The organism is Rhizobacter sp. (genome assembly GCF_046595475.1).
Classification (GTDB): Bacteria; Pseudomonadota; Gammaproteobacteria; order Burkholderiales; family Burkholderiaceae_C; genus Rhizobacter.
This window is the reverse complement of the sequence record NZ_JBKJOQ010000107.1, coordinates 1-13,879: the sequence shown is the minus strand read 5'-3', so window position 1 is coordinate 13,879 and position 13,879 is coordinate 1. Positions and strand designations below refer to the sequence as shown.

At 64.2% G+C, this 13,879-nt stretch carries 13 protein-coding genes and 1 tRNA gene; 6 read left to right on the top strand and 8 right to left on the bottom strand.

Features of this window, described 5'->3' with window-relative positions; all coding sequences use genetic code 11:
• Positions 1-23: 23 nt before the first annotated feature.
• Complete coding sequence (locus tag AC30QB_RS19165) at positions 24-1,154, bottom strand: metallophosphoesterase (protein ID WP_489547862.1); 1,131 nt, start codon at positions 1,152-1,154, stop codon at positions 24-26.
• A 96-nt stretch (positions 1,155-1,250) separates the two neighbouring features.
• Entirely contained in the window at positions 1,251-2,162 is a 912-nt protein-coding gene (locus AC30QB_RS19160; RefSeq protein WP_489547861.1) for a LysR family transcriptional regulator, read from the bottom strand.
• A 192-nt stretch (positions 2,163-2,354) separates the two neighbouring features.
• Here AC30QB_RS19160 and AC30QB_RS19155 point away from each other — a divergent pair, with 192 nt between their 5' ends.
• Positions 2,355-3,089 (top strand): class I SAM-dependent methyltransferase, encoded by a 735-nt coding sequence (locus tag AC30QB_RS19155; protein WP_489547860.1) that lies wholly within the window; start codon positions 2,355-2,357, stop codon positions 3,087-3,089.
• A 7-nt stretch (positions 3,090-3,096) separates the two neighbouring features.
• Positions 3,097-4,113 carry a tripartite tricarboxylate transporter substrate-binding protein gene (locus AC30QB_RS19150; RefSeq protein WP_489547859.1) on the top strand — a complete coding sequence of 339 codons (1,017 nt, stop codon included), beginning with the start codon at positions 3,097-3,099 and terminating at the stop codon, positions 4,111-4,113.
• 153 nt (positions 4,114-4,266) lie between these two features.
• Here AC30QB_RS19150 and AC30QB_RS19145 read toward each other — a convergent pair.
• The 6 genes from AC30QB_RS19145 to cysS form a co-directional block, all read right to left on the bottom strand.
• Positions 4,267-4,360, bottom strand: a tRNA-Ser gene (locus AC30QB_RS19145).
• Positions 4,361-4,478: 118 nt separating this feature from the next.
• Positions 4,479-5,747 carry an aspartate kinase gene (locus AC30QB_RS19140; protein WP_489547858.1) on the bottom strand — a complete coding sequence of 423 codons (1,269 nt, stop codon included), beginning with the start codon at positions 5,745-5,747 and terminating at the stop codon, positions 4,479-4,481.
• A 69-nt stretch (positions 5,748-5,816) separates the two neighbouring features.
• The gene (gene tilS / locus AC30QB_RS19135; protein WP_489547857.1) at positions 5,817-7,139 is read right to left on the bottom strand and encodes a tRNA lysidine(34) synthetase TilS; all 1,323 of its coding nucleotides are present in this window, start codon (positions 7,137-7,139) and stop codon (positions 5,817-5,819) included.
• On the bottom strand, positions 7,108-8,079 hold the full coding sequence (locus AC30QB_RS19130) for an acetyl-CoA carboxylase carboxyltransferase subunit alpha (RefSeq protein ID WP_489547856.1): 972 nt from the start codon (positions 8,077-8,079) through the stop codon (positions 7,108-7,110). The genes tilS and AC30QB_RS19130 overlap by 32 nt, the downstream gene beginning before the upstream one ends.
• Positions 8,080-8,185: 106 nt before the next feature.
• Positions 8,186-8,821 carry a DNA-3-methyladenine glycosylase family protein gene (locus AC30QB_RS19125; protein WP_489547855.1) on the bottom strand — a complete coding sequence of 212 codons (636 nt, stop codon included), beginning with the start codon at positions 8,819-8,821 and terminating at the stop codon, positions 8,186-8,188.
• Positions 8,822-8,824: 3 nt separating this feature from the next.
• On the bottom strand, positions 8,825-10,201 hold the full coding sequence (cysS, locus tag AC30QB_RS19120) for a cysteine--tRNA ligase (RefSeq protein ID WP_489547854.1): 1,377 nt from the start codon (positions 10,199-10,201) through the stop codon (positions 8,825-8,827).
• A 267-nt stretch (positions 10,202-10,468) separates the two neighbouring features.
• On the opposite strand from cysS, the gene AC30QB_RS19115 reads away from it, so the two are divergent.
• From AC30QB_RS19115 to AC30QB_RS19100, 4 genes are read left to right on the top strand one after another with little or no spacing between them, the layout of a single operon-like run.
• Positions 10,469-11,452, top strand: coding sequence for a tetratricopeptide repeat protein (locus AC30QB_RS19115; RefSeq protein ID WP_489547853.1), 984 nt, complete (start codon positions 10,469-10,471; stop codon positions 11,450-11,452).
• Positions 11,449-12,705 carry a L,D-transpeptidase family protein gene (locus AC30QB_RS19110; RefSeq protein ID WP_489547852.1) on the top strand — a complete coding sequence of 419 codons (1,257 nt, stop codon included), beginning with the start codon at positions 11,449-11,451 and terminating at the stop codon, positions 12,703-12,705. The genes AC30QB_RS19115 and AC30QB_RS19110 overlap by 4 nt, the downstream gene beginning before the upstream one ends.
• Positions 12,702-13,262 carry a peptidylprolyl isomerase gene (locus tag AC30QB_RS19105; protein ID WP_489547851.1) on the top strand — a complete coding sequence of 187 codons (561 nt, stop codon included), beginning with the start codon at positions 12,702-12,704 and terminating at the stop codon, positions 13,260-13,262. Before AC30QB_RS19110 ends, AC30QB_RS19105 begins: the two co-directional genes overlap by 4 nt.
• Position 13,263: 1 nt before the next feature.
• A complete protein-coding gene (locus tag AC30QB_RS19100) occupies positions 13,264-13,767 on the top strand; it encodes a peptidylprolyl isomerase (protein WP_489547850.1) in 504 nt (167 codons plus the stop codon).
• Positions 13,768-13,879 lie beyond the last annotated feature (112 nt).

Here is a 13,879-nt window from a genome sequence, read left to right as displayed (position 1 = left end):
ATACAGCAGCAGGCCTCTTCCCGTCACGCCGCCACCAGCCTCAGGTGTGTGATCTCGGAAGGGGCGCCCAGGCGCTTGGGCGGCCCCCAGTAACCCGTGCCGCGGCTGGTGTAGACCCACAGGTTTTTCAGGCGGTGCAGGCCGGCGGTAAAGGGTTGCTGCAAAGGCACGAAGAGGTTCCAGGGAAAGAACTGGCCGCCGTGGGTGTGGCCCGAGAGCTGCAGCTGGAAGCCCGCGCGCTCGGCTGCTTCGGCGCTGCGGGGCTGGTGCGCCAGCAGCACCCTCACCGTCGCATGCAGCGGCGCGCCGGCAATGGCCGCCTGCGGGTCGCTGCGGTGCGTGGGGTCGAAATGGTGGGCGCTGAAGTCGGCCACGCCTGCCACCACGAGCGGCGCAGCGCCGTGTTGCAGCACCGTGTGCTCGTTCATCAACACGTTGACGCCCAAGCGCCGCAGCTCGGCGATCCAGGCGTGGGCGCCCGAGTAGTACTCGTGGTTGCCGGTCACGAAGAAGGTGCCGTGCCGCGAGAGCAACCCGGCAAGCGGCGCCACGTGGGGCGACAACTCGCGCACACTGCCGTCGACCAGGTCTCCGGTGACGGCCACCATGTCGGCCTGCAAGCCGTTGACCGCGTCGACGATGGCCTGCAGGTACGGGCCCTTGATGGTCGGGCCGACGTGGATGTCGCTGATCTGGGCGATGGTGAAACCTTGCAGGCCTGCCGGCAGGTCTTTGATGGGCACGTCGACCGAGACGATCGCCGCCCGACGGCGTGCATTGATGAAGCCCCACAGCGTGACAACGCTTGCCAGCACGGGCACCGCAGCCGCGGTCCACCGCGAAAAATCTTGCAGCGGCCCTGCACCCATGGCCACCAGCACGCTGCCCAGCAGCAGCGCCACGTCGCGCGCCAGGGTCAGCACGAACAGCGAAGAAAACAAACCCATGAAGATCAGGCCCGCCCAGGCCAGCGCATCTGACCAACGCTTGTTGCGAATGCGCCGGGCCAGCAGGCCCATGGGCATCAACACGGCAGACAAGGCCAGGGCAGCGCCCAGCACCCAGGCCCACGGGGTTTCCAGTGCAGGAATGAGCCGCCAGCCTATGTAGAGGTGAAACAGCGCCGAGAGAAAGGTCAAAGGCATGAAGGGCATGGCGCGAGGCTCCGGTGCAAACGAAGCGCAGATGAGTGCGAAAGCCCAGCGTTCAACGGGTCATCTGGAAAATGGCCCAGGAGCTACAGGCAGTGTTCACCCCGTGATGATCGGGCGAAGGGTGTCGATTTCGCTCACGATGAAATCGAAGAAGGCGGCGACGCGGGGGGTGTTGCGCAGCTCAGCGGTCGTCAGCATGCGCCAGATGCGCGTGAGCTCAGCAACGGGCTCGATCACCCGCACCAGATCTGGCTCCGCATCACCGAGCGCAACCGGTAAGGGCGCGACACCGACCCCCGCCTTGACCGAATAGATGAGGCCCAGCACGCTGTTGCTTCTTGCCACGAGCACCGCGTCGGGTGCGATTTTGCGCAGCCAGGCCGCGGTGCGGTGCTTGGCCATCGTGTCGTCAAACCCGACCAGGGCATGTTTCGCCAAGTCTTCGAGCCGCTGCGGGCGGCCATGCCGCTCGATGTACGTCGTGCTGGCGTAGACGGCCCAGACGGAATCGCCGATCTTTCGCCCGACAAGCTCGCCGTCATCGGTGTCACCCGACCGAAGGGCCACATCGGCCTCGCCTTTTGCCAGGTCGATGTACTTGTCACTCATGACAAAGTGCACCTGCAAGGCGGGATGGCGCTCACGGAATCGCTCCAGCAGGCCCGACTGCGTGATGCGGAAAACGATGGGCTCGGGGCACGTCACACGGATGACCCCCGCGACCTCGGCGGCGGCCATGGCCATGTGCTGCTTGAATGCCGCCACCGCCTCTTCGACACGCTCTGCGTGCGGCAACAGCGCCTGCCCGAACTCGGTCAGCCGATAGCCGCTTGGCTGCCGCTGCACCAGCGCCTGGCCGAAGCGCCGCTCGAGCTCCGTCAATCGTCGTTGCACGGTGGACTGGTCCAAACCGAGCGCACGGCCGGCTGCCAGCGTGCTGCCATGGCGTGCCACCGCCAGCAGGTGCTTCAGATCGTCCCAGTCGAAGTCTTGAGGGGTATGCGCCATTGCGGCTGCCATTTTGCAGCTTTGCGGCTTACGCGGGGGCATGCCGACACGTACGCTGAAGACATGGACACACACGCAACAGACAAAAAGGCCTTCAAGGCGTCGGTACGCAAGCATTGGGACGCGTCGGCTCGTGGTTGGGACGCGCATACGCCCGCAATCCGGGCCTGGCTGCGCAGCTCGACCAACGCCATGATCGCCATGGCCGGAGTGGTCAAAGGCGCACGGGTGCTCGACGTCGCGGCCGGCGCAGGCGACCAGACCCTGGACCTCGCTGAGCGGGTCGGCCCCTCGGGCTCAGTTGTCGCCACCGATCTGTCGCCCGCAATCGTGGCGCTCGCCCAAGACCGAGCCCGGCACGCCGGCTTCGGCCACGTCGAGTGCCGCGTAGCAGACGGCGAAGACCTTCAAGTCGAGCCAGCTTCTTTCGACGCGGCGGTCTGCAGGCTCGGCTTGATGTTTTTCCCTGACCCCTTGCGGGGCCTGCGCGAAATGCAGCGCGCACTGCGGCCCGGTGGAGGTGCATGCACCGTCGTTTTTTCTGGCCCCGAGAAAAACCCGTGCCTGACGATCCTGATGGCGACGGCGCTCCGGCATGCCGGCTCGCCAGCGCGCGATCCTTTCGCGCCCGGCAGCCTGTTCAGCCTGGGGCGCCCTCGACACATCGACACGCTATTTCAGGAGGCAGGGTTTCGCGATGTCGCGACGACGTCGATGGACGCACCGTTTCGCATGCCGTCGGTCGACGACTACCTGGCTTTTGTGCGCAGCTCGGCGAGCCCGGTACTGCAGATCCTCGCGGGTCTCAGCGAGCTCGCCGCGCAAGCCGCGTGGGACGACATCAGACAACAACTGCGTACCTTCGACACGCCCACGGGCTGGGAAGGCCCCAACGAACTCTTAATCACGGCTGCACGCCGACCCTGAGGACACCATGACCCCTTTGACCAACAACGAACACTTCACGCAGCGTCGCCAGATGCTGCGAACCGGCGCGCTGACCGTCGCCGCCATGGCCGCACTTTCTTTCGGGCAACGTTCGCATGCAGCCCGCGATGGCGGCATGCACATACTCTGCAGCGGGCCGGCCGGCAGCATTCCGGACCTGGTGGCGCGCGCCGTTGCCGAGCAGCTGTCGGCCACACCCGGGCAGCGTGCGCTGGTTGACAACCGGCCGGGCGCCGCCGGCCAGCTCAGCGTGGGTGCTCTTAAGGCCGCGCCCGCTGACGGCTCGACGCTGTTGCTCGCGCAAGGCGCAATCGCCACCGTGTACCCATTTCTGTATGCCAAGCTCGGCTACGACCCGGCTGTCGACCTGCAGCCGGTCTCGCTCGCGAGCGAGATGTCATTGGGGATCGCAGTCGGCCCCGCCGTACCGCCAGAGGTTGCGACGCTCGCCGACTTCATCGCCTGGGCGCGTCGCAACCCTGCAGCCGCGAACATCGGCTCACCGGGTACCGGCACCCTGCCTCACTTGCTTGAGGCCATGCTGTTCCACGAAACCGGGGTCGCCTGGCAGCACATTGCGTACTCGGGCGGGCCGCCGGCGGTGACCGCTCTGCTCGGGGGGCAGATCGCCGCGCTGGTCTTGCCTGAAGGGCTGCTGCGGCAACACCACAGCACCCACCGTATCCGCATGCTCGCGACCTCGGGGACTACTCGCAGCAGCTACCTGCCCGACGTGCCTTCCTTCGTCGAACAAGGGCATCCGAATCTGGTGGTCAAAGAGTGGTTCGCTTTCTTCGCGCCAGGCGCAACGCCGAAGGGCACCGTTGCGAGCTTGTCTTCTGCGCTGCAAGAGGCGATTGCCAGGCCCGGTTTGGCGGCTGTCTTCGCCCAGGCCGGGATGACGCCGGTGTCGTGTTCGCCACCCTCGCTTTCTGCCCGCATCGCCGTCGAGCAGCGGTACTGGGAGCCCGTGATTCGCGCCCGCGGTATTCAGGCTGAGTGAGAGCAGCAAGCGATTCTTCGAGCTTGATGAGGCAGGGCAGAGCGAAATCTATTGCTTTGACTCGTCGCGCTGAAGCGGGTCGCACCCACAAAAAAGCCCCAGCGAGTGGGGCTTTTGCAATCTTGGCGCCACGAAGGCACCGCTGAGGCTGGCTGGAGGAGTCGGAGGGATTCGAACCCTCGATGCACGTTTTAGCGCACATACTCCCTTAGCAGGGGAGCACCTTCGGCCACTCGGTCACGACTCCAGCACGAGGCGCATTCTAGTTCAGATATTCACGAAGTCATTCACCGGGCCACCCCCAGAAATGACAGGCTGCACTGGCGGGGGCGCAACACCGCAGTGCGGTGTTCCCAGGGAGGCTCTCAGCCCGCCGCCTGCTCCAGATCAAAGGCTTTGTGCAACGCACGCACGGCCAGCTCCATGTACTTCTCGTCGATCACCACGCTGGTCTTGATTTCGCTGGTGGTGATCATCTGGATGTTGATGCTTTCCTCGGACAAGCAGCGAAACATCTTGCTGGCCACGCCCACATGCGAGCGCATGCCGATGCCCACGATGCTGACCTTGCAGATCTTGGCGTCGCCCATGACCTGCGCCGCGCCCGTCTGGGGCAACACGGTGTTCTTGAGCACGTCGAGCGCGCGCGCGTAGTCGTTGCGGTGCACGGTGAACGAGAAGTCGGTCTTGCCGTCGTGCGAGACGTTTTGAATGATCACGTCGACGTCGATGTTGGCATCGGCCACCGGGCCCAGAATTTGATACGCAATGCCGGGCTTGTCGGGCACACCCAGCACGGTGATCTTGGCTTCATCGCGGTTGAAGGCGATGCCTGCGACAACGGCTTGTTCCATTTTTTCGTCTTCCTCAAAAGTGATCAGGGTGCCCGAGCGGGCTTCCTCGTCGATGTTGATGTCCCAGGGCGTGAAGCTCGACAGCACGCGCAGCGGCACGCGGTACTTGCCAGCAAACTCGACCGAACGAATCTGCAGCACCTTGGAGCCCAGGCTCGCCATCTCCAGCATTTCTTCGAAGCTCACCGTGTGCAGGCGGCGCGCCTCGGGCACGATGCGCGGGTCGGTGGTGTAGACACCATCGACATCGGTGTAGATCAGGCATTCGTCGGCCTTCATCGCCGCCGCCACGGCCACGGCCGAGGTGTCCGAACCACCACGGCCGAGCGTGGTGATGTTGCCTTGCGGGTCGATGCCCTGGAAGCCGGTGATGACCACCACCTTGCCGGCGGCCAGGTCGGCACGCACGCGGGTGTCGTCAATGCTTTGGATGCGGGCCTTGGTGAACGAGCTGTCGGTGGCAATCGGCACCTGCCAGCCGGCGTAGCTCACGGCCTCGATGCCTTCGGCCTGCAGAGCAATCGACAACAGGCCGACCGCCACCTGCTCGCCGGTGGCGGCAATGGCATCGAGCTCGCGCTGCATGGCATCTGTTGCCAGCTCTGGAGAAAGCTCTTTGGCCAGGCCCAGCAGGCGATTGGTTTCGCCGCTCATGGCGGAAGGCACGACGACCATCTGGTGCCCGGCGCGGGCCCACTTGGCTACGCGTTTGGCGACATTGCGAATGCGCTCCGTGGAGCCCATGGAAGTGCCGCCGTATTTGTGAACGATGAGTGCCATGAAGTAGGTGTCGCGGAGATGAGGCGGAAGTGAAAACAGGGGCTGCGCCGCAACGCAGAGCCGCGCATTTTAGCCACTGCGCCAATGCAGGCTCAGTTGGGGCTGGCCGGGCAATGCCAGCACCCGAGCGTCGAACCCCAAGCCGGGCACGAACACCAGCTGGCCGCCGCTGTAGACCAGCGGGCCGCTGCGCTCCCATTCGGGAATGTGGGCCGCCTGGTACTGCTTTTTCAGGCTGCGCGCCGGGCGCCCGATGCCAGCCTGGAATTGTTCGCCACCTTCGCGGAGCCGCAGCTCCAGGTGGCCCAACCAGGCCAGCGGCACGCCACCCTCTTTGACCCGTTTTGCGACCAGTTCGCCACCCCAGCCTGCAAGGGCAAAGCGGCCCGCCCGAAGAATGCGCAACGAGGTTTCTCTCACGGCACCACTCGCCGCAACAGGCGCATCGGCGGTGAACAACAAACGGCCACGATGGCGGCGCAGCACCCCGCTCGGCAAAGCCCACTGCGCCGGCCCGGTGCCAGGCAACTCGTGCGCCAAACGTTGCACCAGGCTGGTGGGTGCGATGCGCCCCGAAGCGGCCTTCAACCAAGCACGCAATGCATTGGTTTGACGGGCCTCGCTCAAACCACTCCAGGCTTTGATGTTCAGCCCTGCCTCGGTCGACACCAGGGCCAGGTCCATCGATGCCAGTTCGGCCAGACACGACATGGCCTCCCCGGCCCAGGTGGCGGCATCAGCCAGGCTCGCTTCGACTTGAGGAAAGGCCTGGCTCAATGCGGGCCAGACCTGCAGCCGCAGACGGTTGCGCGCAAAACGTGGGTCGTCGTTGCTGTCATCGTCGACATAACGCAAACGATGTCGACGCACATAGGCCTCGATGGCCTCACGCGGGCGACCCAGCCAAGGCCGCACCCAGGTGATGCCATCACGCTCCACCTCGCGCGGCATGCCGGCGAGGCCTGCCACGCCCGCGCCACGCAAGGCCTGTAAAAGCAGGGTCTCGGCCTGGTCGCGTTGGTGGTGGGCCAGCAACACCACGCGGGCTCCGGCGTCATGCGCCATGCTGTGCAAGGCACGATAGCGCGCCTGTCGGGCCCAGGCTTCAATGCTGTCGCCCGCCGCTGGGCGGTCAGGCAGCCGAAACGTCAACAAACGAAGCGGCAACCCTCGGTTGGCCCAACGCGCGCACTGGGCTTGCGCGTGCGCAAGCCATTCATCAGCGTGCGGGCTGAGCCCATGGTGCACATGCAAAGCCACCACCTGCACACCTTGCTCAGCCGCAGCGAGCGCGGTCGCATGGAGCAAGGCGGTGGAATCGCGGCCGGCGCTGTAGGCCACCGCGATGCAGTGAGAAGACTCAGCGGTCGCTGGTGTCGGTGTAGCGGCCATAGGACTGCAGCCGTTCATAACGCCGTTGCAGCAGTTCCTTGGGCTTGAGATCGCTCACCTGGCGCAGCGCGTCGTTGAGCGCGCGCTTGAGGTAGGCCGCCATCTGCTTGTGGTCGCGGTGGGCGCCGCCCACCGGCTCGTTGACGATCTTGTCGATCAGGCCCAGCGCCTTCAGGCGGTGTGCGGTGATGCCCAGCGCGTCGGCAGCGTCGGAGGCACGCTCGGCCGTGCGCCACAGGATCGATGCACAACCTTCCGGCGTGATCACCGAATAAACCGAGTACTGCAGCATCAACACCTGGTCGCCTACGCTGATGGCCAAAGCGCCACCCGAGCCACCCTCGCCGATGATGGTGACGATGATGGGCACTTCGAGCTGCGCCATTTCGAAGATATTGCGGCCGATGGCTTCGGACTGCCCACGCTCTTCAGCGCCGATGCCTGGGTAAGCCCCGGGCGTATCGACCAGCGTGAACACCGGCAGGCCGAACTTCTCGGCCAGTTTCATCAGGCGCAAGGCCTTGCGGTAGCCCTCGGGTCGCGACATGCCGAAGTTGCGCGCGGCGCGCTCCTTGGTGTCACGCCCCTTTTGGTGGCCAATCACCATGCAGGCTTGGCCGTTGAAGCGCGCCAGACCACCCACCATTGACTGGTCGTCGGCGAAGTGACGGTCGCCGCGCAGCTCTTGAAAGTCGGTGAAGACCTCGTTGATGTAGTCCATCGCATACGGCCGCTGCGTGTGGCGCGAGATCTGCGTGACTTGCCAGGGGGTCAGGCTGGAGTAGATGTCTTTGACGAGCTGCTGGCTTTTTTTGCTCAGGCGGTCGATCTCTTCGGAGATGTCGACGGCCGATTCGCTCTGCACGTAACGCAGCTCTTCGATCTTGGTTTCGAGTTCGGCAATGGGGTGCTCGAACTCTAGGAAGTGTCGTTTGCTCATCCGGCTGAAGTCCTGGGTTGATGCGCGCTGAGAAGTCATCGCGCCGGGCCGCCCCAAGCGGTGACGCTCCCCTTGGGGGGCGGGCACCGCAGGTGACCTTGGGGCTTCAATACGCTACAGGAAGGGGGTCGAGGCTGCGCCAAATGTACCATGTGGCCACTGAGCGAAATGGTGCCCAAGCGTCCCCCACTTCGCGTGCTTCAGCCCGTGAAACAGGCTCACCACTGAAGTAGTTGACGCTGATGCCCTTGATCAAACCCACGTCGTCGAGCGGCAGCACATTGGGCCGCATCAGGTGGAAGATCAGGAACATCTCGGCCGTCCAGCGGCCGATGCCGCGAATGGCGATCAGCTCTTCAATGATGGCTTCATCGTCCATCTGCTGCCATTGTTTGACGTGCACCGTGCCGGCCTCGAAGTGGCGAGCCAGATCGAGCAGGTACTCGACCTTGCGTGCCGACAGGCCGGCTTCACGCATGCGCGCGGGCTCGATGGCGCCCACAGCGCCAGGCATCACCCGCATCGGGTCGCCGTCGACCAGGGCCGCAAAACGATCCCACACGGCCTGCGCCGCTTTCACCGAAATCTGCTGGCCCACGATGGAGCGCGCGAGCGTGGTGAATGCATCGCCACGGCTTTGCAGACGGCCTTCGCCTTGCGGGATCAGCTTTCGCATCACACGGTCGCGTTTGACGAGGTGCTTGCACGCCTCTTCCCAATAGTCGGGGCTCGCAATGCGCACGGGTCAGCCCTTCGTCCAGGTCGTGCCTTGCGGCGAGTCCTGCAGCACGATGCCTTGCGCGAGGAGGTCTTTGCGGATCTGGTCGGCAAGCGCAAAGTTGCGCTTGCTCTTGGCCGCCGCGCGGGCTTCGATCTGGGTCTGAATCGCGGCTTCGTCGAGGCCGCTGCCAGCCTGCAAATAAGCCCGCGGGCTCTGTTGCAACACGTTGAGCGTGGCACCCAGGCCTTTGAGCAAAGCGGCCAGTTCGGGTGATCGCGTGCGGTTGACTTCGCCGGCAAGCTCGAACAAGACAGCCACCGCCTCCGGGGTGCCGAAGTCGTCGTTCATCGCGTCGCGGAAACGTGCAGCCTGAGGCTGCGCCCAATCCACCGTGGGTGTAGCTGGCACGTCGAGGTCGACCAAGGCGGTGTAGAGGCGGCGCAGCGAGTTGCGCGCGTCGTCGAGGTTGACGTCGCTGAAATTGAAAGGGCTGCGGTAGTGCGTGCGCAGCATGAAGAAGCGAATGGTCTCGCCGTCGTAGCGCTCAAGCACCTCGCGGATGGTGAAGAAGTTGCCCAATGACTTGGACATCTTCACGTGATCCACATTCAGCAAGCCGTTGTGTGCCCACACCCGGGCCGGCGGTTTGTCGTTGGCGCCTTCGCTTTGCGCAATCTCGTTCTCGTGGTGCGGGAATTGAAGGTCGGCGCCACCGCCGTGCAGGTCAAACTGCTGGCCGAGAATCGTGCAGGCCATGGCAGAGCACTCGATGTGCCAGCCGGGGCGGCCACTGCCGTACTCGGACGCGTACTTGGCATCGTCGGGCTCTTCGGGCTTGGCAGCCTTCCACAACACGAAATCGAGCGGGTCTTGTTTGCCGTCGAGCACCGCCACACGTTCGCCCGAGCGTAATTCGTCGATGGACTTGCCCGACAGCTGGCCATAGTTGGGGAACTTGCGCACCGCGAAGTTCACATCGCCGTTGTCGGAGCGGTAGGCCAGGCCCTTGGCTTCGAGCTTGCCGATCATGACCAGCATCTGAGGCACGTACTCGGTGGCACGCGGCTCGTGGGTCGGCCGGGCAATGCCGAGCGCCGCCAGATCCTGGTGCATGGCCTCGATCATCTCGTCGGTGAGTTCACGCAGCGAGATGCGGCGCTCGAGCGCGCGCTTGATGATCTTGTCGTCGATGTCGGTCACGTTGCGCACGTAAGTGACGCGGTAACCCATCGCGAGCAGCCAGCCATAGATCAGGTCGAACGCCACCATCATGCGCGCATGCCCCACATGGCAATAGTCGTAGATGGTGATGCCGCACACGTACATGCGCACGTGGTTCGGCTCGATCGGAACAAACACCTCGGTCTGCCGCGTCAAGGTGTTGAAGATGCGCAAGGTCATCGGAAGGTGTTGGGGTGGGGTCGCTCGGTGGCTGTTTGGCCTGGCATGCGACCGGACAGAGCCGTCGGCCTGCTGGGGTGTTGCACGCAGTGAGCGACGCGTCGGTCAGAAGGGTTGTTGGCAGTGGGGCTGCGATACAATTTTGCGAGTATAGCGGCCCGCCCCTCGCCCTCTGTTGACGCGGCCGGCCACCTACTCCAGCGCCTGCATACCAGGGCGCTCGCAACCCACCTCAGGATGTCGATGGTTCGCACACGCACTTCGTTTATGAGCCTGCTTGTCGCGGGCTTGATCGTCACCGCCAACACAGCCTGGGCGGACGAGTATGCCGACGTCGACCGCCTGTTTGGCGCGGGCCAACTCGCCGAGGCGGTGCAAAAGGCAGATCAGTTTCTGGCCTCCAACCCACGGGACGCGCGCATGCGCTTTCTCAAGGGGCTGGTGCTGTCAGAGCAAGGCCGCCCGGTCGAAGCCACCGCGGTGTTCGTCAAACTGACCGAAGACTTTCCCGAGCTGCCAGAGCCTTACAACAATCTGGCGGTGCTCTATAGCAAACAAGGCCAGTACGACCAGGCGCGTCGTTCGCTTGAAGCGGCCATCCGCACCAACCCGAGCTACGCCACCGCGTATGAAAATCTCGGCGACGTGTACGCCAAGCTGGCCAGCCAGGCTTATTCCAAGGCGCTGCAGATCGACGGCGGCAACACGGCCAAGGTGGCGCCCAAGCTCTCGATGATCCGAGATCTGTTCGCGCCCAAATCGATCGCTGTTGCGGCCAACACTCCCACCAAGAGCACGCCCATCGCCGCTGCTCCGGTCGCGAAGCCTGCTGCGGCGCCTGTGGTGACAGCGGTCACACCCAAACCCGCACCGGTCGACACCTCGCCCAAGCCGACTCCCAAGCCTGCGGCTCCCGCCATCGCGGAAGACGCCCAAGCCGCGGCATTGGCCTGGGCTGCGGCCTGGAGCCGCAAGGATGTCAACGCCTATTTCGCCGCCTACACCCCCGAGTACGGCGGTGGTCAGCCGCGCAAGGTTTGGGAAAACGAGCGCCGCGCACGCATCTTGGGCAAGCGCAGCATCTCGATCGCTTTGTCCAATTTCGACACCAAGGTGCAAGGCGACAAAGCCGTGGTTCAGTTTCGCCAGAGCTACAGCGCCGACGCCTTGAAGGTGTCCAGCCGCAAAAAGCTGGAGATGATCAACGTGTCTGGGCGATGGCTGATCCAGAAGGAAAGCACGGGCTCGTGATCTACGCTTGGCTTGTCAATGCCTTGCGCCGCCTGCCTCAGAGACTCAGCGGCGTGGCTGTGGCCGTGCTGTGTGGCGTCGCGCTCACGCCAGCGCTGAGCGCTGCCGCCAACGTAGCCAAACCCAAGCCCGCTGCGGCGCCACAAGCGTCGCCTGAAGCGCGGCTGCTTGAGGTTTATCGGCTGCTTCGCGCAGGCGACAGCCGTCAAGCCCTCGCCAAGGCAGAAAGCCTCGCGCGTGACGTGCCCAACTTTCAACTGGCCCAGCTGGTCTATGGCGATCTGTTGCTGACGCGGCGGGGCAAGCTCGACGCGGTGGCTGTGCCACCTTCCGAGCTGCCGGCCTCGGCCGCGGCGCAGTGGAGCCAGCTTCGGCAAGAGGCCACCTTGCGACTGGCCGCACTTACCGAGCGCCCGCCTGAAAACGCCGTGCCGCGGCAGTTCATCGACATCCCGGCGAGCACACGCCACGCCATTGCGGTGGATGCGAGCCGCTCGCGCATGTACCTGTTCGTCAACAACGAACACGGCCTGAAGCTGGTGTCCGACCACTACGTGTCGCTCGGCAAGCTGGGCGTGGACAAAAAAGAACAAGGCGACCAGCGCACGCCGCTGGGCGTGTACTTCATCACCAGCCGGCTGGGTGGCGCGCAGCTGAAAGACTTCTACGGCCCCGGCGCGCTGGCGCTCAACTACCCCAACGAATACGACCGCCGCCGTGGCAAGACCGGCAGCGGCATCTGGCTGCACGGCGTGCCACCGGAGAACTTTGCTCGCACACCACAAAGCACCGACGGTTGTGTCGTGCTCGCCAATGAAGACATCAGCCACCTGCTGCGCGATGTGTCGCCTCGCCGCACGCCGGTGGTGATCGCCACTCGACTGGACTGGGTGGCGCACGGCCAGGTCGAAAAGGAGCGTGGCACAGCTCGCGCACTCGTTGAGCAGTGGCGCCAGGCGCGATCACGGGGCGACGTGAACAAACTGATGGGCTTCTACTCCCCGCAGTTTTCAAGCGGCACCGTTGACCTGGCCCAGTGGGCCAAGATCCTCGACAAGGAAGTGAACACCGCGCGCGGCCGCGAGTCGGAGTTGAAAGAAATCTCCATCCTGTCGTGGCGCGACACCAGCGAGGTGTTGATCGTGACCTTTGGTGAGGTGCTCAAGGGCGAACTCACCGGCCCGATGAAGCGCCAGTACTGGGGCAAGGAGGGTGGACAATGGAAGATATTCTTTGAAGGAGTAATCGGATGACAAGACAACTGCGTGGGCTGGCGCTGCTGGCCGCCACCATGATCGGCTTGAGCGCCAGCTTGGCCGCACAGGCACAGAAGGTGAAGCTCGCCACCTCCGAGGGCGACATCGTGATCCAGCTCGACGCCGCCAAGGCGCCCAAGTCGGTCGAGAACTTCGTGGCCTACGTGAAAGCCGGCCACTACAACGGCACCGTGTTCCACCGTGTCATCAGCAACTTCATGATCCAGGGTGGCGGCATGACAGCCGACCTGAAAGAAAAACCCTCGCGGCCACCCATCCCACTGGAGAGCCGCAACGGCCTGAACAATGACCGTGGCACCGTCGCCATGGCCCGCACAGCTGACCCCAACTCGGCCACGGCACAGTTCTTCATCAACGTGAAGGACAACAACTTTCTGAACTCCGCACAGTCGCAAGACGGCAACGGCTACGCGGTGTTCGGCAAGGTCATCTCGGGGATGGAGGTGGTCGACAAAATCCGCGCCGTGCCCACCGCCCCCGGCGACGTTCCCGTCAAACCCGTGACCATCATGAAGGCCACCCTGGAGAAGTGAAATGAGCAAAACCGTCGAACTGCAAACCAACCACGGCACCATCCGCGTCGAACTCGACGACGTCAAGGCGCCCAAGACCGTTGCCAACTTTCTCGCCTACGTCGAGAAGGGCCACTACAGCGGCACGGTGTTTCACCGCGTGATCAAGGGCTTCATGGTCCAGGGCGGCGGCTTCGAGCCCGGCATGACACAAAAGCCGACCGTCGAGCAGATCCAGAATGAAGCCAACAACGGCCTGAAAAACGACCACTACACGCTGGCCATGGCGCGCACCAGTGCACCGCACTCGGCCTCGGCCCAGTTTTTCATCAACACCACCAACAACGACTTCCTGAACTTCAAGTCAGAGTCGGCCAGCGGCTGGGGTTATGCGGTGTTCGGCAAGGTCGTTGCCGGCAAGGAAGTGGTGGACGCGATTGAAGGTGTGAAGACCGGCAACAAGGGCGGCCACGGTGACGTGCCGCTTGAAGACGTGGTCATCACCCAGGCAAGCGTCGTCGTCTGAGAGCCTGAGAGTTTTTCGCTCATGCCCGCTCATCGCGCCAAAACACCCCCACTCGTCGTTGCAAATGCTCGCCATAGCCCGAGCTATGGCTGTGCTTTGCGCCTCGATTGGG

What these genes read in the sequence shown, in the direction of transcription:
- AC30QB_RS19100 (WP_489547850.1), top strand. Translation starts at nt 13,264, where the DNA reads ATGAGCAAAACCGTCGAACTGCAAACCAACCACGGCACCATCCGCGTC.
- cysS (WP_489547854.1), bottom strand. Translation starts at nt 10,201, where the DNA reads ATGACCTTGCGCATCTTCAACACCTTGACGCGGCAGACCGAGGTGTTT.
- AC30QB_RS19150 (WP_489547859.1), top strand. Translation starts at nt 3,097, where the DNA reads ATGACCCCTTTGACCAACAACGAACACTTCACGCAGCGTCGCCAGATG.
- AC30QB_RS19130 (WP_489547856.1), bottom strand. Translation starts at nt 8,079, where the DNA reads ATGAGCAAACGACACTTCCTAGAGTTCGAGCACCCCATTGCCGAACTC.
- AC30QB_RS19155 (WP_489547860.1), top strand. Translation starts at nt 2,355, where the DNA reads ATGATCGCCATGGCCGGAGTGGTCAAAGGCGCACGGGTGCTCGACGTC.
- AC30QB_RS19105 (WP_489547851.1), top strand. Translation starts at nt 12,702, where the DNA reads ATGACAAGACAACTGCGTGGGCTGGCGCTGCTGGCCGCCACCATGATC.
- AC30QB_RS19160 (WP_489547861.1), bottom strand. Translation starts at nt 2,162, where the DNA reads ATGGCGCATACCCCTCAAGACTTCGACTGGGACGATCTGAAGCACCTG.
- AC30QB_RS19140 (WP_489547858.1), bottom strand. Translation starts at nt 5,747, where the DNA reads ATGGCACTCATCGTTCACAAATACGGCGGCACTTCCATGGGCTCCACG.
- tilS (WP_489547857.1), bottom strand. Translation starts at nt 7,139, where the DNA reads ATGGCCGCTACACCGACACCAGCGACCGCTGAGTCTTCTCACTGCATC.
- AC30QB_RS19115 (WP_489547853.1), top strand. Translation starts at nt 10,469, where the DNA reads ATGAGCCTGCTTGTCGCGGGCTTGATCGTCACCGCCAACACAGCCTGG.
- AC30QB_RS19165 (WP_489547862.1), bottom strand. Translation starts at nt 1,154, where the DNA reads ATGCCCTTCATGCCTTTGACCTTTCTCTCGGCGCTGTTTCACCTCTAC.